13 protein-coding genes, 3 tRNA genes and 1 rRNA gene are annotated in these 17,973 nt (G+C 48.4%); 5 read left to right on the top strand and 12 right to left on the bottom strand.

The features are described from left to right. Positions 1–37: 37 nt before the first annotated feature. Positions 38–1,571, bottom strand: a 16S ribosomal RNA gene (locus K4H28_RS15415). A 462-nt stretch (positions 1,572–2,033) separates the two neighbouring features. Here K4H28_RS15415 and K4H28_RS15410 point away from each other — a divergent pair. Beyond that, on the top strand, positions 2,034–2,882 hold the full coding sequence (locus K4H28_RS15410) for a 23S rRNA (adenine(2030)-N(6))-methyltransferase RlmJ (RefSeq protein ID WP_221006020.1): 849 nt from the start codon (positions 2,034–2,036) through the stop codon (positions 2,880–2,882). A 75-nt stretch (positions 2,883–2,957) separates the two neighbouring features. Here the strand turns inward: K4H28_RS15410 and K4H28_RS15405 are convergent, their stop codons facing one another. The 5 genes from K4H28_RS15405 to gloA form a co-directional block, all read right to left on the bottom strand. Further along, entirely contained in the window at positions 2,958–3,758 is an 801-nt protein-coding gene (locus K4H28_RS15405; protein WP_255573559.1) for an inositol monophosphatase family protein, read from the bottom strand. Positions 3,759–4,220: 462 nt separating this feature from the next. Next, positions 4,221–6,623, bottom strand: a complete 2,403-nt coding sequence (locus tag K4H28_RS15400) for a phosphoketolase family protein (RefSeq protein ID WP_255573558.1) — start codon at positions 6,621–6,623, stop codon at positions 4,221–4,223. Between the two features lie 279 nt (positions 6,624–6,902). Continuing rightward, entirely contained in the window at positions 6,903–9,335 is a 2,433-nt protein-coding gene (locus K4H28_RS15395) for a response regulator (protein WP_221006018.1), read from the bottom strand. Between the two features lie 122 nt (positions 9,336–9,457). After that, complete coding sequence (locus tag K4H28_RS15390) at positions 9,458–10,849, bottom strand: sodium:proton antiporter (protein ID WP_221006017.1); 1,392 nt, start codon at positions 10,847–10,849, stop codon at positions 9,458–9,460. A gap of 79 nt (positions 10,850–10,928) precedes the next feature. Further along, positions 10,929–11,309, bottom strand: a complete 381-nt coding sequence (gloA, locus tag K4H28_RS15385; protein ID WP_221006016.1) for a lactoylglutathione lyase — start codon at positions 11,307–11,309, stop codon at positions 10,929–10,931. A gap of 158 nt (positions 11,310–11,467) precedes the next feature. Here gloA and K4H28_RS15380 point away from each other — a divergent pair. The 3 genes from K4H28_RS15380 to K4H28_RS15370 all read left to right on the top strand — a co-directional run bounded on the left by K4H28_RS15380 (position 11,468) and on the right by K4H28_RS15370 (position 11,728). Beyond that, positions 11,468–11,543: transfer RNA gene (locus K4H28_RS15380), tRNA-Lys, on the top strand. A gap of 12 nt (positions 11,544–11,555) precedes the next feature. Further along, positions 11,556–11,631: transfer RNA gene (locus K4H28_RS15375), tRNA-Lys, on the top strand. 24 nt (positions 11,632–11,655) lie between these two features. After that, a tRNA-Lys gene (locus K4H28_RS15370) sits at positions 11,656–11,728 on the top strand. 133 nt (positions 11,729–11,861) lie between these two features. On the opposite strand, the gene K4H28_RS15365 is transcribed toward K4H28_RS15370, so the two are convergent. Next, the gene (locus K4H28_RS15365) at positions 11,862–12,863 is read right to left on the bottom strand and encodes a patatin-like phospholipase family protein (protein ID WP_221006015.1); all 1,002 of its coding nucleotides are present in this window, start codon (positions 12,861–12,863) and stop codon (positions 11,862–11,864) included. Between the two features lie 117 nt (positions 12,864–12,980). After that, the gene (locus tag K4H28_RS15360; RefSeq protein ID WP_221006014.1) at positions 12,981–13,358 is read right to left on the bottom strand and encodes a hypothetical protein; all 378 of its coding nucleotides are present in this window, start codon (positions 13,356–13,358) and stop codon (positions 12,981–12,983) included. A gap of 232 nt (positions 13,359–13,590) precedes the next feature. Here K4H28_RS15360 and K4H28_RS15355 point away from each other — a divergent pair, with 232 nt between their 5' ends. After that, positions 13,591–14,571 (top strand): glycosyltransferase family 2 protein, encoded by a 981-nt coding sequence (locus K4H28_RS15355; protein ID WP_221006013.1) that lies wholly within the window; start codon positions 13,591–13,593, stop codon positions 14,569–14,571. Between the two features lie 63 nt (positions 14,572–14,634). On the opposite strand, the gene K4H28_RS15350 is transcribed toward K4H28_RS15355, so the two are convergent. The 4 genes from K4H28_RS15350 to K4H28_RS15335 are packed head-to-tail and all read right to left on the bottom strand — an operon-like array spanning position 14,635 to position 17,846. Then, positions 14,635–15,075 carry a type IV pilus modification PilV family protein gene (locus K4H28_RS15350; protein ID WP_221006012.1) on the bottom strand — a complete coding sequence of 147 codons (441 nt, stop codon included), beginning with the start codon at positions 15,073–15,075 and terminating at the stop codon, positions 14,635–14,637. Further along, positions 15,065–16,522 (bottom strand): pilus assembly PilX N-terminal domain-containing protein, encoded by a 1,458-nt coding sequence (locus tag K4H28_RS15345; protein WP_221006011.1) that lies wholly within the window; start codon positions 16,520–16,522, stop codon positions 15,065–15,067. Before K4H28_RS15345 ends, K4H28_RS15350 begins: the two co-directional genes overlap by 11 nt. Positions 16,523–16,527: 5 nt before the next feature. Continuing rightward, positions 16,528–17,289 (bottom strand): prepilin-type N-terminal cleavage/methylation domain-containing protein, encoded by a 762-nt coding sequence (locus K4H28_RS15340; protein WP_221006010.1) that lies wholly within the window; start codon positions 17,287–17,289, stop codon positions 16,528–16,530. Further along, entirely contained in the window at positions 17,280–17,846 is a 567-nt protein-coding gene (locus tag K4H28_RS15335; protein WP_221006009.1) for a GspH/FimT family pseudopilin, read from the bottom strand. The genes K4H28_RS15340 and K4H28_RS15335 overlap by 10 nt, the downstream gene beginning before the upstream one ends. Positions 17,847–17,973: the final 127 nt, after the last annotated feature.

The raw sequence follows: 17,973 nt of genomic DNA, 5'->3' as shown, positions 1-17,973 counted from the left end.
ATGAGTGTGAGTACTTAATTTGTTCGTCTTTCTCTTGAAAGGAGGTGATCCAGCCGCAGGTTCCCCTACGGCTACCTTGTTACGACTTCACCCCAGTCATGAATCCCACCGTGGTAAGCGGCCTCCTTGCGGTTAGCCTACCTACTTCTGGTGAAACCCACTCCCATGGTGTGACGGGCGGTGTGTACAAGGCCCGGGAACGTATTCACCGCGACATGCTGATCCGCGATTACTAGCGATTCCGACTTCATGCACTCGAGTTGCAGAGTGCAATCCGGACTACGATCGGTTTTGTGAGATTGGCACCCCCTCGCGGGTTAGCGACCCTCTGTACCGACCATTGTATGACGTGTGAAGCCCTGGTCATAAGGGCCATGAGGACTTGACGTCATCCCCACCTTCCTCCGGTTTGTCACCGGCAGTCCCATTAAAGTGCTCAACTAAATGTTAGCAACTAATGGCAAGGGTTGCGCTCGTTGCGGGACTTAACCCAACATCTCACGACACGAGCTGACGACAGCCATGCAGCACCTGTGTTACGGTTCCCGAAGGCACTCCTCTATCTCTAAAGGATTCCGTACATGTCAAGACCAGGTAAGGTTTTTCGCGTTGCATCGAATTAATCCACATCATCCACCGCTTGTGCGGGCCCCCGTCAATTCCTTTGAGTTTTAGTCTTGCGACCGTACTCCCCAGGCGGTCTACTTCACGCGTTAGCTGCGTTACTAAGCTCCGAAAAGCCCAACAACTAGTAGACATCGTTTAGGGCGTGGACTACCAGGGTATCTAATCCTGTTTGCTCCCCACGCTTTCGTCCATGAGTGTCAGTATTAGGCCAGGGGGTTGCCTTCGCCATCGGTGTTCCTCCACATCTCTACGCATTTCACTGCTACACGTGGAATTCCACCCCCCTCTCCCATACTCTAGCGAGACAGTCATAAACGCAATTCCTAGGTTGAGCCCAGGGATTTCACGTCTATCTTATCAAGCCACCTGCGGACGCTTTACGCCCAGTAATTCCGATTAACGCTTGGACCCTACGTATTACCGCGGCTGCTGGCACGTAGTTAGCCGGTCCTTATTCTTCGGGTACTGTCATCCCCAGTAGTTATTAGCCACTAGGATTTCCTCCCCGACAAAAGCGCTTTACAACCCGAAGGCCTTCTTCACGCACGCGGCATTGCTGGATCAGGCTTTCGCCCATTGTCCAAGATTCCCCACTGCTGCCTCCCGTAGGAGTCTGGACCGTGTCTCAGTTCCAGTGTGGCGGATCGTCCTCTAAGACCCGCTACTGATCGTTGCCTTGGTAGGCCTTTACCCTACCAACTAGCTAATCAGCCATCGGCTGCTCCAATAACGTGAGGCCTTGCGGTCCCCCACTTTCCCCCTCAGGGCGTATGCGGTATTAGCACTCCTTTCGAAGCGTTATCCCCCATTACTGGGTACATTCCGATGTATTACTCACCCGTTCGCCACTCGTCAGCGGTGCAAGCACCCTGTTACCGTTCGACTTGCATGTGTAAAGCATGCCGCCAGCGTTCAATCTGAGCCAGGATCAAACTCTTTCGTTTAATCTCTGTGCTAATTTTGTACTACTTGGCTTGCGCTCAAAACTTAAAGCGCCTCGATGTAAACATCGAGTTATTTCTCATTTGTGAATGCAAGCACTTGTTTGACTTGCAAATCAAGCACTCACACTCATCGGCTGTATTTTGTTAAAGATCAGTGGCTTAGACACCGAAACTTGCTTTAGAACCGCTTGTTTCGTTTGCTGTGTCAGCAGCAGAGAGGCCGAACTATACCCACGCCCCGCAGACCCGTCAACACCTATCGGCAAAGAAAATCCAAGCAAGGTGATAAGTCTTTGATTTTCATAACATCTAAATCTAGACCAAAGCGCACTAAATAGCCAATAGCAAATCTACTATCGTCCGCTGCACGTCAATAAATCACCTTCGGAGCAATCAAAACTTAAGTAAAACGCCTGAACGAGTACAATTAGCGCATTCAAGTTCTCTTTAATATGTATATATATGCTCAGTTATCGCCACGCTTTCCACGCCGGCAATCATGCCGACGTTCTCAAGCACAGTATCGAAGTCATGTTGCTCGACTATATGAATCAAAAAGACAAGCCTTGGTGGTACATCGATACCCATGCCGGTGCGGGTGTATATTCGCTGACGCAAGGCTATGCAACCAAGAATGCCGAGTTTGAAACCGGCATCGCGCGGCTGTGGCAGCGCAATGATTTACCCGCGCCGCTGCAACGCTATATCGATGTCGTTAAAGAGCTGAACGCAGGCAGCGCGCATTTGCAGCTTTATCCTGGCTCGCCATATGTAGCACAGGCTTTGCAACGTCGTGATGATAAATTGCGTTTATTTGAATTGCATCCGAGCGACAGTAAATTACTCACCGAAAATTTCCTAGATGCCGGCCGCGCTGCCAAGGTAGTGCAAGCAGATGGTTTTGCCAGCATCAAAAGCGTGCTACCGCCACCACCACGCCGTGCTTTGATGTTGATTGATCCGCCGTATGAAGAGAAACATGATTATGTGCGTGTAGTAGAAACGCTCAAAGAGGCACTGGAACGCTTCCCAACGGGAACCTATGCCGTGTGGTATCCGCAGTTATCACGCGAAGAAACCAAGCAACTGCCAGAGAAATTAAAAAAACTTGGTGCAAAGAGCTGGGTGCATGTGGCTCTCACCATTCATGCGCCACGTGTTGATGGCTTTGGTATGCATGGCAGCGGGATGTTCATCCTGAACCCGCCATGGACTTTGGCCAAAGAACTCAAAGAAATGATGCCCTATTTAGTGCAACATTTAGGTATCGATAAAGGCGCTAAATACATACTGGAGCAATTGGCGGCTTAAGTGGTAAGGGGTAGACAGCACAATGGCTAGGTATAGACACCTAGCCATTATTTATTAAAGCCTACAGAGCAATACCTACTTATTCGCTTGTACCCATGCTTGCCAGGCTTTATAGAGTGATGGCGTCCGTGCGGCGACAGCGCTGCGGTGCCATGGATTCTCTTGCCAATAGTCTGCATGAAAAATAGAGCCCACCTGCCCGCCCGACTCCAGCAAGATCAACACCCCAGCGGCGTAATCCCATAGTTTCTGAGCACCATGCAGCATGACATCTGTGCGCCCTGCCGCGAGCCAGCACCAGTCAATGGTTGAGGCTCCGTAGTTTCGGTGGCTATGATAGGGATTCACGGTCACAATTCGCGTCGCCAAATGACCCGACAACCATTTAGTTTCAACGGCAGCCATCGCGTGCTTTAATTTTTTATCGTCACCCAAAAACGGCAAGCGATCTTGATTTAACCAAGCGCCCTGCCCTGCTTCGGCGGCAAAGCACTCATCCAGTACTGGCACATACACAACCCCCATCACTGGGCGATGCGCGCGAAACAAGGCGATCGATACCGCAAAGTAGGGCAATCCATGCGCGAAATTACTGGTGCCATCAATCGGATCGACCACCCACAAGCCATCCGTGCAGGTTTCCCACAGCTTTTCCTGCTCATCCTGCGTCATCTCCTCGCCCAGCACAGGACAATCAACTAAGGCAGGCAGTAGCCGTTGCAACGCTTGTTGCGCAGCCAAATCAGCTTCGGTAAACAAGCTACCGTCATGCTTGATTTCTGCGACTACTTTTTGATAGCGCGGCATCACTTCGGTGGCGGCCACCTTGCGGGCAATAGCACATAAAGCTTGTAATGTTTCGCTGGGTTGGGACACGTTCAATCTCTTTTCAAAATGTCTGGCAATACTATTGCTTTGCAGCATTGTATCGGAGAGCGAGCCACTCTGCTGCGGGGGTTTTACTTTAGTTGGCGCTCATTTTATCTAGGCTCTGTTGACGTTTGTTTTACGCATCGCGCTGGAGCGATTTTCAAGGCGAAACAAGGCGTAGGAAGCGATTCATAGTCATTCTATGTGAGCGCTCGTAAACGCAGTGTCGCCTCGAAAAGCGCCCAGCCCTCAGGGTTTGGCGGCTTTTGGCCTTACGCTGCGTTACGAAGCACTTGTGTAGAATGACTACACTTCGCGCTCCGTGCCTTGTTTCAGGCCAAAATCCGCACAAACGCGAGTGGAAAACAAACGTAAACAGAGCCTAAGGCACTCACGAAGAAAAAGCCCGTGCAGTTTGCACGGGCTTTTATCATTTAGCAAACACCCATTACTGGGTGAGATTGCTAATTAGTAAGTCCATTTCCAGTTTTTAACTTCGTCCATATCATCGCCGTATTTAGCAATGTATTCAGCATGCTCAACGAGTTTACCAACCAGTTTTTGACGAACGTGAGCACCGATTTTTTGCAATTGCGGTACACGATCAATCACGTCGATGGCCAAGTTGAAACGATCCAACTGATTCACTACAACCATGTCGAACGGTGTCGAAGTAGAGCCTTCTTCGATGTAACCACGAGCATGGATATTGCTGTGGCCGTTACGACGGTAAGTCAGACGGTGAATCAACCATGGGTAGCCGTGGAAGGCAAACATCACTGGTTTGTCAGTCGTGAAGATCGCGTCAAATTCGCGGTCCGACAAGCCGTGTGGATGCTCTTCTTGTGGTTGCAAGGTCATCAAATCGCAAACGTTAACGAAGCGGATTTTCAAGTCAGGGAAGTGTTGACGCAACAAATCAGTTGCCGCCAATGCTTCCATTGTTGGGATTTCACCCGCACACGCCATAACTACATCTGGCTCGCCGCCTTGGTCGTTCGATGCCCAGTCCCAGATACCCAAACCAGTGGTAGCGTGTTTAATCGCTTGGTCCATAGTCAAGTATTGCAAGCAAGGTTGTTTACCCGCAACGATCACGTTCACATAGTGGCGTGAGCGCAATACATGGTCAGTTACCGACAACAAAGTATTCGCATCTGCTGGCAAGTACACACGAATCACTTCAGCTTTCTTGTTGATCACGTGATCCAAGAAACCTGGATCTTGATGAGAGAAGCCGTTGTGGTCTTGACGCCAAACGTGTGAAGTCAATAAGTAGTTCAATGACGGAATTGGTTTACGCCAGTTGATGTGTTTCGTTGTTTTCAACCATTTTGCGTGTTGGTTAAACATTGAATCAATCACGTGGATAAACGCTTCGTAGCAGCTAAAGAAGCCGTGACGACCGGTCAAGTTGTATGCCTCGAGCCAACCTTGGCAAGTGTGCTCAGACAAGATTTCCATTACACGACCATCTTGTTGCAGATTGTCGTTCTTGTTGATGCCATCCACTTCAAAGTGATTCGCCAACCAAGTTTTACCTGAATACTCAATCGTTGCATTCCAACGGTTTGATGCGGTTTCATCAGGGCCAAAAATGCGGAAGTTTTTCTCAGCTTCGTTTTCTTTCATCACGTCGGCTAGGAAATTACCCATAACGCGAGTCATTTCTGCATTTTCAGTACCTGGTTTTGCAAACTTCACTTCGTAGTTACGGAAGTCAGGCATTTTCAGGTCTTTCGAAACTTGACCGTGCACGATTGGGTTAGAACCGAAGCGTTTGATACCTTTTGGTGCCAAATCAACGATATCTTGTTTCACAGAACCATCATCGTTGAACAAAGTTTCAACTTGGTACGAACGCATCCAGTTTTCCAAGTTGATCACGTTTTCTGCATCGATATCAGAGAACGGAACTTGGTGGCTGCGCCAGTAGTCTTCTACTTTTTTGCCTTTAATTTCTTTCGGGCCAGTCCAGCCTTTTGGCGTGCGCATTACAATCATTGGCCAACGTGGGCGAACGATCGGTTGACCTGCTGCCACTTCGGCTTCAGCTTTAGCACGAATCGCAGCAAATTTATCCATACACAAGTCCATTGCCGCAGCCATGTCTTGGTGAATTTGGTCAAAAGATTCTAACTTGTCGTTAAATGTTTCTTGTTTCAATTCAACGAAGATTGGCTCGTAACCGTAACCTGTGAACAATGCAGTCACTTCTTCTTTGTCCATACGGGCTAGAAGTGTTGGATTTGCAATTTTGTAGCCGTTCAAATGCAAGATTGGCAATACAAAACCGTCATTGATCGGGTGAATGTATTTAGTCGAGTGCCAAGATGCTGCGCATGGGCCAGTTTCTGCTTCACCGTCACCCACCACTGCGATTACCACTTGGTCTGGATTGTCCAACGCTGCGCCGTAGGCATGTGAAACGCTGTAACCCAATTCACCACCTTCGTGCATAGAACCTGGAGTTTCAGGCGCTACGTGTGAAGGTATGCCGCGTGGGAAGCTGAATTGCTTGAACAAGCGTTGCATACCTGCTTCAGTGCGATCAATCGCAGGGAAGAATTCTTCGTATGAACCTTCAATCCAAGTGTTGGCAACAAAGCCAGGACCACCATGGCCAGGGCCAGTGATGTAAATCATTGATACATCGCGCTCAACAATAACGCGATTGGCGTGAACGAAGATGAAGTTCAAACCCGGAGTCGTGCCCCAGTGACCCAACAAACGTGGCTTAATGTGCTCACGTTTCAGCGGTTGTTTCAACATTGGGTTGTCGAGCAAATAAATCTGACCTACAGACAGGTAATTCGCTGCCTGAAAGTAACGATGCATTTTACCAATTTGTTCTTTTGATAGTTGAGCCACGGTTAAACCTCTTCTGGGTTGTGATAGTGTAATTGCTCGGTGATTTGCCTTATCAGTGAATCACCTTATGTGATGCAGTATACGGAGACAGCCGGACTGGCTACTGATACAAATCAAAGTTGCGGCAGGACATATAGATTTCGGCTATTTCTATTTGACGCAAAGCAAAAAAAGCCCGTTCCGACACAAACTCAGACCACCATCGGCGAAGTCGATCTAAATACTAACAGAAGAAGTAAATTTTGCTAATGACAAATACGTTATGACCACTGGCAAAAATTACATTGATTTGATGAACTTAGAAACAATCAAGCTAAGTCGCTCAAAATTGACGGGTTTACTTAAATAGTCACTCATTCCCGCAAGGCGGCACATGTCTTCGTCCCCCGACATGGCGTTCGCCGTCATCGCGACAATCGGAATATCACGCTGCCTAACTCTACTCTGCGGGCTACGAATCGCCCGTGTTGCCGACAAGCCATCCATCTCGGGCATATTAATATCCATCAAGACCAATTCGTAGTCGGCATTCTCCAGCATATGCAGAGCCTCAAGCCCATTTTCAGCGCTTTCGACTTCACAACCTAAACGCCCTAACATGGCTCGTGCCACCTTGCGATTCACTGGATTGTCTTCAACCAAGAGGACTCTAAGGAGCGCCGCAGGCTGTGGCAAAATGGCTTGCGGCAGACTCACAATTCGATTCGCAGGGCTTAATAAGACCCGGCAAATACACTCTTGCAAGCGCCCTAACTTAATCGGCTTCATCAAACTGGCGCTATATTGCGAGGACGATGACACGGGGTACTGATGCGTGGTCATCACAACAATCGGTGGCAGTTGAATCGTGACCGCATTCATTTGCTGAACAAAGTCGCCGTCGCCCACCAAGGGCAAATCTCGTTTAAGCAAGATCAGCCGTATGGCTTGCGCACTTCGCTCTGAGCGCTGCAAAGCCATTTGTGCCTCGGCAACATTGGCAGTCAAATTGGCCTTTGCCCCCAAATGCCCCAGTAGCACCGCCAGTTGAGCGCGGCTATATGCGCCATCATCAACCACCAACACTTCGATACCGAGCAGGGATTCAGGCAACTGCAACGGAGGATATAAAGCCGCCGAAAAACCAACCTGAATCGTGAAGGTAAACCAAGCGCCCTCGCCCAGCTGACTCGCTGCGTGCAACTCGCCACCCATCATTTGCACAAGGCGACGTGAGATCGACAAGCCCAGCCCCGTCCCGCCAAAGCGTCGAGAAATTGAGCTATCGGCTTGATTGAATGCTTCAAAGAGCGATTCAAGCTGATCGGCAGCCATGCCGATCCCACTGTCGCGCACACTCAATTCAATGGTGGCTTGGTTTTCATGCTGGCTGAGCAGCCGCGCAAACAGTGCAACATCGCCCCGCGCGGTAAATTTAATCGAGTTCCCAATTAAATTAGTCAACACTTGCCGCAATCGAGTCGAGTCGCCCATGACTTTCACAGGCAAGCGAGGGTCGATATCACACATCAACTCCAAGCCTTTTTCTTGCGCTCGTAACGCTAAAAGATCCGTCACCTCTTCGAGCAACTCACGAAAATCAAACTCGAGCCGCTCAATCGATAACTTGCCCGCCTCAATTTTGGAATAATCCAAAATATCATTCAAAACGGTCAACAAGGCATCTGCGCTATGGCGAATAATCGTTGCGTATTCTTGCTGCTGTGAATTCAAAGGGCTATCGAGCAGCAATTGGCTCATTCCAATCACGCCATTCATCGGCGTGCGAACCTCATGGCTCATATTGGCTAAAAATGCACTTTTGGAACGCGAAGCCGCCTCAGCGGCCTCTTTGGCAATCGCCAAATCCACCATCAAGCGTCGTCCTCGCCGATAACCATATAATAATAGTGCTACGCATCCAGACAACAGCGCAGTCAAACCCCAACCCACCCAACGAATTCGATCAATCCTCTTGGCTAAGCCAATCGTTTCTGGAATCTTTAACCACAAACTCCAGTAGCCGCCAGGTACCGCAATCGCCATTTCAACTCGCGCGTGCCGATCTATACTTTGTAGACTCCCCCAAATTACGCCGCCTTCAATACCTTGTGCGTCTTTCCCACGTAATAAGACATCGTTTTTATTGCCCTCGTGCAAACCAACTGAACGCAAGAAAGGCTCAATATCCAGCACGGTACTAAACATTCCCCAATATTGGTCTTCGGCAGTAAACACCGGCACCCGATAAATGAGGCCTTCGCCGCCTTGCGCCAACCTCACGGGGCCGGCCAAAAAAGGTTTTTTCGATAAAATCACGCGCTCAACCGCAGGCCACTGCGTTGGAATATCTGGATAGTAAAGTCCAATGGCCTGTTCATTTCCTTTAAAAGGATAGATGTAACGAATTCGATTATCAGGAGCGATACCAATATTACGAATATTGCGACCACGGAAATAGATATTGGCCAGCATGCGATTAAGCTCGGCCGATTTGTCTGGGTGATATGCGGCACGAATATAGGCTTCGATACCCGAAGCCAAATATAAAGTCGAACTCAGCTCGGTTTCAATGCGAGAACGTAAAGCAGCCGCATCGCCCAGTACGCGTTCTTTCTCCGTTTCCCAAGCACGGGTTTTCTCTTGTTCTGCAATGTACTCGGTACTCAGAACGCCACTCAGCAGCATCAAAACAGGTAACAAAAAAGCAAATCGTAAAACCAATACGGGCATCACTCAGCCCCTAAGCATACACAGTGTATTCACTATAGAAGTTGATACTTAATTCGCAGCGCAAACTCGTAGCCAATAAAAAAGGCCAGCAAAGCTGGCCTCTTGATCAATTGACTCAAAAATCAAAAGAAGACAAACGTCATCACAAAGAAAATCGGCAATAAGCAAACACAAGACCACAGCATATAACCAAAGAAACTAGGCATTTTCACACCACGATCTTCAGCGACCGCCTTCACCATGAAGTTAGGTGCATTACCGATATAGCTCAATGCGCCCATGAACACAGCCCCGACCGAAACGGCTAATAGCGTTGAAGCCATTGGCCCCATCAAGATTTCTGCATCCCCACTCGCCAAATTATAAAAGACCAAATACGTTGGGGCATTATCGAGGAAGGCCGACAGTAGGCCTGTCATCCAGAAATACATATGATCAATTGGCGCGCCATCTGAGTAGCTCACCATTTGCACCAAGTCAGCCATTTCCCCGGCCGAACCTGCGCGCAAAATAGCAATCGCCGGCGCCATAGCGATAAAAATAGCCGCAAACAATTTAGCCACTTCTAAAATCGGGCCCCAATTAAAATCATTGCCGGCACGAACTTGCTTGGGCGTGAATTTTAACGACAGCAGTGCGATCACCACTAGCAACACATCACGAACAACATTTTGCAATTCAACATGCGTGCCCATCACATCCCAAGCAATGCCCGGCTTCCAAACGCCCGACATCACCACGCAAGCCACAATGGCCGCGATCAAAGCAAAGTTCCACAAACCAAAGAACTGCAATTTGCTGTCTGGGGTTTTATCGACCGGCAACACGCCCTCTTTCTTGTAGTAATAACTATCGATGGCATAAAACATCACCAGCAAGATACTGGCGGCAAATGCAACCGGAGCCAGCATATGCTCGACAGTCCACAAGAAATCAACCCCTTTTAAGAAACCCAAGAACAAAGGTGGATCACCCAGCGGCGTCAAGCCGCCGCCAATATTGGCGACCAAAAAGATAAAAAACACCACCACATGCACATTGTGTTTGCGATTATCGTTTGCTTTCAGCAAAGGACGAATCAACAGCATCGCCGCGCCGGTCGTGCCCATCAAAGAGGCAATCACCGTGCCAAATGCCAAAATTCCGGTATTTAATGCTGGAGAGCCATGCAAATTACCCCATACCAAAATCCCGCCTGACACCGTGTACAGCGCGAACAGGATCAAAATAAATGGGATATATTCAGCGAGCATCGCGTGTACAACCAAACTCGCCGCTGTATCAAGACCAAACGAGGCAATAAATGGTAGCAAGAATGCCGCGGCCCAAAATGCTGAAATTTTGCCGAAATGGTGATGCCAAAATCCAGGCGAGAAAATGGGAAACAGTGCTATCGACAACAGCAAACCAGCAAATGGCGCAGCCCACAGCAAGGACAATTGCGCACCATCAAAATCGGCCGCCATGGCAACGTTCGGCAACAGCGCCAACAAGCCTAATATTTTTTTATTCATTAAGATACTCAGTTAAATTCAAATCTCACATGTATAAGCCTATAAGCACTATCCAAAAATGCATATAAGCCAATACCCCCTAGCGTTGAATAAATTCAATTTTATACCCATCACAGTCTTCAACAAAAGCGATGACCGTCGTACCGTGCTGCATCGGGCCCGGCTCACGGACAACTTTACCGCCTTTGGCTCGCACCGCATCACAAGTGGCCACGATATCATCCGTTTCAATCGCTAAATGCCCAAATGCTGTGCCTAAGTCATACGCTTTCGTGTCCCAATTATGCGTAAGTTCAATCACACTATGCTCAGACTCATCGCCGTAACCCACAAAGGCCAGAGTAAAACGACCCGCTGGAAAATCATGCCGGCGCAATAAACGCATCCCAAGCACATCACAATAAAAAGCAATTGCACGATCTAAATCGACGACACGCAACATTGTATGTAATAAACGCATGTGCTATTTCCCCTTAAATCAAATTGTTAGCGCATTGTACGCGAGGATAGTTTGGGATTGCAGTGTCATTTTACTGTCACTTACTCAATGTTTTTTGCAAAAAGGGGTTGACGCCATTTTAAAACCATCTATAATCGCTGTCTCTGAACGAAGCAGTTGGGTCGTTAGCTCAGTTGGTAGAGCAGCGGACTTTTAATCCGTTTGTCGCAGGTTCGAATCCCGCACGACCCACCACCCAATCAAAACGGGCTGTTAGCTCAGCTGGTAGAGCAGCGGACTCTTAATCCGTAGGTCGGCGGTTCGAACCCGCCACAGCCCACCAGTAATAAGTAGTACCCCACTCGTTGGGTCGTTAGCTCAGTTGGTAGAGCAGCGGACTTTTAATCCGTTTGTCGCAGGTTCGAATCCCGCACGACCCACACCCAATACCAAGTAAAAAGCCCAGCTGAAAAGTTGGGCTTTTTGCATTCCAGCCAGAATCCATTCTTAATCGTTATTTTTATTAAGTATCGGCCTATATGCATTTAAATAAAAAGACTACAGGCCAATACATCACAATAAATGCTGTTGCGCGTAGGCCTTGCCTGTTTGATAACCTAATTGATAGAGCTTACTCAGATTACTGCGTGACCAATCAAAGACATCGGGCAGATCCTCAGCGGGAATCGCTTCCAGCAGTGGCACCTTGTGCAGCTTGATTCGCCCTTCGGCATTATGCAAAGCCTCAAACAATTTCACATCATCGCGCGCAATTTCCACTAAGGGCGTCATGATGGACATCACCCACGCATCGTACAAATCACGTGGTGGGCGCAATAATTTATCGGCACCGAGTAAGTCAAAAATCACGATTTCGGCCAAATCGCCATCGTAATGATCGATCAAGGCTTTAAAATTCAAGCAATCAATCGCGGCACCTTCGATATAGTAATCGTCATCGATTTGGGTCGGCGGATACAGATAAGGGAAAGACAAAGCCGCTTGCAGTTTTTGATTGTCGATTTGCTCGCCCGACCAATTCACCATCTGCCGCTGGCTCAAGTTATACGCATTAATCCATAAATCAGCCTTGCACGCAGGCAGCGCGGCAAAGTCGATTAATTTTTCAGCAAACGGAATATGCGCGCACAAGCCCAAAGATTGCTGCGAAAGATCGCTCGGGCACGCACTGGCGAGTAGCAACTCACTACTGTCTTTCAGTGTTTGTGAAAACGCATCGTGAACAGGCCAATTTTGCAAAGCCTGTACCATCGGATTGCTCGATAACAAATTGCGATAAAACTCTGCCATCGGACCTGGCTTATTGAATACTTTAAAGTTGACGGGAAAAGCGCGGTACAAAAAATCAGCAATCCCCATTTGCTGCATACCTCGTAAAGTGCCAATCACATCGCCATTTTTGGGCGCGCTATACATCAACCCCAACAATGCCCCTGCGCCTGCCATTGAAATAATATCGAACTCAAGACCCAACTCGGCAAAGGCTTCTAGTGCACCCGCAACCAAAGTGGCATTCGGTGCGCCACCGCTAATAATCAGCGCTCTTTTGCTCATGAAATACTCAAGGTGAAGTGAATATGCGCGATGAATTGCCATTATTCTATGAAGGAGAAGCTAAGATGCCGGAAATAGATCGCTTGCTTTGCCAATACATCTGGCACAACTGCGATGTTATTGAATCATCCTGTGATAGTTATGCCGAGCAATCTTGCGGCGAGTTTTGGCACCCATAGCATCAAACAAGTATTGTGCCACTTCCCGAGCTTGCTGCTCTTCATTCATCGAGAGTTTAAATGCCAGATCGTAGCGCCGTATCGCCTCCCTTAAATGCTCATGACCTGCTTGTACATCTGGCCGTTCGGCACGAACCCCAAAGCCAAACATCATAATCAGACAATGCCACATCCACGCTTTCGCGTACTTTTTATCCTCGCGCGCCTGCATGGCCATCTCTTTAATATGCCCGATATGCTCAACAGAATGCACCTGCACCAGCAAATGCCCTGCATGCTGATCTTTATATAAAGTGGAGTGGCCCTGTAATTGCATAATGAAACGACCTCAATAACGGTATAGACAAAACCCAAAGCGCGAGGGGAAGACCTTCACTTAATATCAGTGCTCAGCATACGCTGAAGGCGTTGCAAATTCATGCAGAATCGATGAAACAATCGTGACAACTCGACTGCAATTTGCCACGGCACAGGCATCAATTGCATGCAAAGCCAAGCTAGGCAGGTAAACTCAACACTCTGGCTATCTACTCAGGCACTGCGAACTCATGAAGCTCAGCATCATCATTCCTTTTTTCAATCCTCATCCAGCACACTTCACGGCCATGCTCGATGGACTACGCACTGCCGACCACACCGGCTTTACGCAGATTGAAGTTATCCTGATCAATGATGGTGGCCGTTATTCTGGGCAGGATGAAATCGCAGCGTTTAGCGCTAATTTTACGCGAGGCGCAACCCAGCTCATTGAGCTACCAGAAAACCAAGGCGTGTCGTGCGCAAGAAATGCAGGCTTAGCTGCGGCAACAGGCGATTGGATTGCATTTCACGATGCCGACGACATCAGCCTGCCGCAACGATTTGTGCAGTCTGCGCAATTCCTCATTCAGCATCCAACGGTCATCGCGGTGGCGGGTGATATGCATGTATTTAACGATAGTAATCCACTCGTGTCAGTACGGCTTTTCCCGTTGATCCATGCCGAAATCAGCGTCGACAACTTGTTTTATTGCGCCATGGCCATGCCCGCGCTAATGATCAATCGCCAATTGTGGCAAGCCAGCGGCGTGTTATTCACACCCAAAATGGATATGGCGCAGGATTGGGATTTTCTGACTCGGCTAGGCCAATATGGGCAACTCGCCAATTTAGGCGTTCCGCTCGTGCGTTATCGCCAGCACCAGCATCAGCGCAGCAGTGGCATTCAGCGTGAACACGCCAATCAGCATGTGCGCAAAATTTGGCAAGATCAGTTGCAGCACCTTGGCCTCTTCGTGACGCCCGAACTTTTGCAGACGCATGGATTATTATCGCCGTATTGGCTATGGAATATCACCGATCTGGATGGTGCTTGGGCATTGAGCGAGGATGAAGTTCTCAATTGGCGTGATGCACTCATTAGCCACAATCAAGAGTCTGGTTTTTTGGATCAGTCCTTATTGCAACAGCGAATCAATCACATTGTACGGCTTTGGCAAGCTTGGCAGGCCAGCGAAAAACAAGCGATACAAGTACATCAATTATTTTAATCTAGATGTATTGCCATACATCCATTATAAAACAAAGGGTGGATGGCAATACCAAGAAAATCACTATCGCATTGACAATAAACGACTCAAACTCACATTATTTCTGCCGCCAGCAGCATCATTCCAATAGACCACCACATCCACTCGCAAAACATCGCACGACGAAGCGCAATTGGTATTGTTGTTGAAGGTGCTTGGGCTGGCACTGGATTTGGTCACTGTCAGCCAATGAATCTCATACGTGGCATTGATGCCATTCACTCGCCCAGTCGTACTCGAGGTTGGCACCGAGACTTTACCGTTTAACACCCCCACTAATTGGCTCATAAATTGGTCGGCAATTAAAGTGGCCTCGGCGCGCTGCATTGCAATCGCTTGATTCTGAGTTAATTGCGCTTGAAACCGAGTAAGCGCCAGAAAACCGCCCGCCAAAATCAGCAGCGAAATCAGTACTTCAATTAAACCCACGCCAATTTGCGATCGATAGCTCGGCTTATTGGACATAATCACGCCAACGCCCCGCTTGTCTGGATACCGAGAAATTCGACAAAATATTCAAACCTTGCAAATGACGCAATTCAGTTTTCGTCGCAAAAGAGCCATTGCCGATTAAATCTCCCTCGACAATCCCCGCCCCATTAATTTGCATCGCCCCAGTAAAATTCAAATTCCCACGCACATAAGTTGCACCATAGGTTAACAAACGAGACTTCGATGGCAAGATGACATTGCCGCCAAAAATCAATGTTACACCTCGATTGTAGGAATAACCCGCCGCCAAAGTCGCATTGCCAATCGCGGGATCTCCTGCCGCCAAGGGAATAAAATCAGAACTGGATAAAGCAGGGACAGGTGTTCCCGGAGAACCGGGCAAGGCATCAGTCCCATTATCGGCTGTTAGAGTCTGACTATAACCAGCAACACAATTTTGCCCTGCCATTAGATTGATCTGACCACCGGAACCGACATCCAGCGAAGGGTCGATCCAATACACCGCACCCCGCGGGGTTTTGCTAAAGCTCGCATCCGGCCCCGCCACATACGTTGGCGTATACGATTTAGGTCGATATGGCCGTCTTAACTCACTATTTTTATTTTGGCATTCCGCATTAAACTCCGCCACGCTCAGTCGGCGATAGGTACTGTTGTCGTAAGCGGCCGTCGTTTGACCGCCCGAGGTTTGATAACGGGTGAATTTGCTGGTATCTAGATATTGACTGGGCTGTTGACCAAACACACTGTAAAACAAATCGCCATTACTCGTGCTGGCCAAAGTACTATCACTTTTTTTACTATCATCTGCCCAGCCTTGTTTTTCATTGCGAAATTGCGCTGGAGCACCAGTGGCCGTGCCACCCGTATTCAGCGTAACGCCTTTAAGCGGCGCATCAGAGCGCATACTGACATCGACCGCCCCCCAAACGTCGACACGCCCTTTCACCGTCAAAGAATTTTCCAGCCCCACCGCGGCAAGATTCAAATCCTGCGTAATAACCACTCTGGCTGAGCAAGTATTCGACCAATTCGCAAACGTACCACTCGGTGAGCTGCAATCGGCAAAACCGGTGCTGGCGATTCTGAGCGTTTTACTATCGATTTGACGAACCTGAAAATAAAATGCGCTGGCTCGACCCAATGCAGTCAAACTACCGATGACCTTATTTTCTGCAAATACCAAATTGCCTTTACCATCAATTGCCGATTGTTGAGCAGCCAACATGACATTGCTACTGTCGAGATAGACCGTCTTATCGCGCTGAATATTCGCAATGAAATAGCCAATACCCGCCTCGGCAGCTTGTTTAGCTTGTAGATTCCAAGTTTGATTAGAAATCGACTTTTGCTCAATAAATAAGCCACGATTGAGATAGCCCAAAATGCCCGTCAGCAGCACTAGAATCATAATGCTGGTAAATAAGGTCGCCATGCCTTGCTCAGCTTTTCGCATCATCGACCTCATGGAAACGCAATGACTTGGTTTTCTAACCAAACTTGAGTGAATAGTTGCCTCACTTCGGTCGGTTTTGTTTTTAAACGTCCACTGATGGTGACGTTCAATGACAATAAGGGCGAGCCACTTGGCCACGGACATTGAGCCGCAGGTGGAGTCGAACCGTTACACACCACATCGCCATTGCTAAAGCTCAGCGCCGTAATTTCAATCAAGGCACTATCTGTAAGATCACTCCAAGTCCCAGCCGAACAACTGGTATACGCACAAGCTGCGCATGAAGTTCTGACTTGCAACACCCCATTACTCAAGCGAATGCCCGTTAACTCACCATCGTCATACTGATCGACCCGATTACCCCCGATCAAATTGCCATTACGGTTATAGCCATACAATAGACAGCTACCCGCAGGCGTTACACTGGGCCGATACATACGCAAAAACGTATCTGGATTCACCGAGGCGTTCACCACATTGATTCCATTACCCGTAATGCTCGCCGCAGTCAGCGCAGCTAGATCGGCAGTATCTAAAGAAGGCTTACCTTGGTAATAACCAGCGCGTTTGACATCATTACTAATAAATTGCAGCGCAAGGCGCAATTCCGCATCCAATTTATTGCGAGTGAGATTGTCACCGGTACTTTTCAGCATATTGACGAAAAATGTACTCGCGCCGAGTAGTAAAAAAATCCCAATGGTCATCGCGACCATCAGCTCAATCAAATTAAAACCACGTGCTCGGCGCATTGAATGAACTATGGGCATGCTGGAAACCCCGCCATTGCCGTTTTGCCGCAGGATTTAACGCGCCCCACTGGATTTAAGGTAACGGTAATCGCCATTTGACTATTGTTTTGGCTAGTTAATGTAATGACCTGATTGCTCGTCAACACCGTTGACGTTTTACTCAAAGGAAAACCACGTACCGTGTCAAATTGAATCGCATCAAAGCCGGTGTTCGCCAAGGTGGTCCTTTTCCCATCAGCTACAGTGTAATTGGCCAAATCGCACACCGTCGTTGCGCCCGGTTGACAACTGCATGGGCTGCTCGGCGTACCTTTAGTGCGCCCAACCCCCACACACCATGCTGTACCGCTATCGACCACCATATAAGAATTTCGGTTTGAACGGATCGCTTCACTGCGCGCCAAATTGATGGCCGACAGCACTGCTTCTGCGGCGCTAATGGTATTTTTTTTCGCGATCATTTGCGTAAAAGACGGCAAGGCGATGGCCAGCAATATCCCTAAAATCACGACCACAATCATGGCCTCGATTAAAGTAAAACCGCGAGATAAATGGCTGCTTGGCCGAAACAACATGCGCCACTCCAAAGGAACGCTAGAGAAGGTCAACGTACTTCAACATAGACCGAATTGTGTCGATCAATTCGAAAACCACTCACAAGGCACTCTAGAGCAGATGGAAGGAAGTGAAATTCGTTCTTAA

The sequence above is a fragment of the Deefgea tanakiae genome (genome assembly GCF_019665765.1).
Lineage (GTDB): Bacteria > Pseudomonadota > Gammaproteobacteria > Burkholderiales > Chitinibacteraceae > Deefgea > Deefgea tanakiae.
The sequence above is the reverse complement of the archived record's forward strand: the minus strand, read 5'-3'. Positions and strand labels throughout refer to the sequence as shown.

What these genes read in the sequence shown, in the direction of transcription:
- K4H28_RS15355 (WP_221006013.1), top strand. Translation starts at nt 13,591, where the DNA reads ATGAAGCTCAGCATCATCATTCCTTTTTTCAATCCTCATCCAGCACAC.
- K4H28_RS15410 (WP_221006020.1), top strand. Translation starts at nt 2,034, where the DNA reads ATGCTCAGTTATCGCCACGCTTTCCACGCCGGCAATCATGCCGACGTT.
- gloA (WP_221006016.1), bottom strand. Translation starts at nt 11,309, where the DNA reads ATGCGTTTATTACATACAATGTTGCGTGTCGTCGATTTAGATCGTGCA.
- K4H28_RS15390 (WP_221006017.1), bottom strand. Translation starts at nt 10,849, where the DNA reads ATGAATAAAAAAATATTAGGCTTGTTGGCGCTGTTGCCGAACGTTGCC.
- K4H28_RS15340 (WP_221006010.1), bottom strand. Translation starts at nt 17,289, where the DNA reads ATGCCCATAGTTCATTCAATGCGCCGAGCACGTGGTTTTAATTTGATT.
- K4H28_RS15335 (WP_221006009.1), bottom strand. Translation starts at nt 17,846, where the DNA reads ATGTTGTTTCGGCCAAGCAGCCATTTATCTCGCGGTTTTACTTTAATC.
- K4H28_RS15345 (WP_221006011.1), bottom strand. Translation starts at nt 16,522, where the DNA reads ATGATGCGAAAAGCTGAGCAAGGCATGGCGACCTTATTTACCAGCATT.
- K4H28_RS15365 (WP_221006015.1), bottom strand. Translation starts at nt 12,863, where the DNA reads ATGAGCAAAAGAGCGCTGATTATTAGCGGTGGCGCACCGAATGCCACT.
- K4H28_RS15360 (WP_221006014.1), bottom strand. Translation starts at nt 13,358, where the DNA reads ATGCAATTACAGGGCCACTCCACTTTATATAAAGATCAGCATGCAGGG.
- K4H28_RS15350 (WP_221006012.1), bottom strand. Translation starts at nt 15,075, where the DNA reads ATGTCCAATAAGCCGAGCTATCGATCGCAAATTGGCGTGGGTTTAATT.
- K4H28_RS15395 (WP_221006018.1), bottom strand. Translation starts at nt 9,335, where the DNA reads ATGCCCGTATTGGTTTTACGATTTGCTTTTTTGTTACCTGTTTTGATG.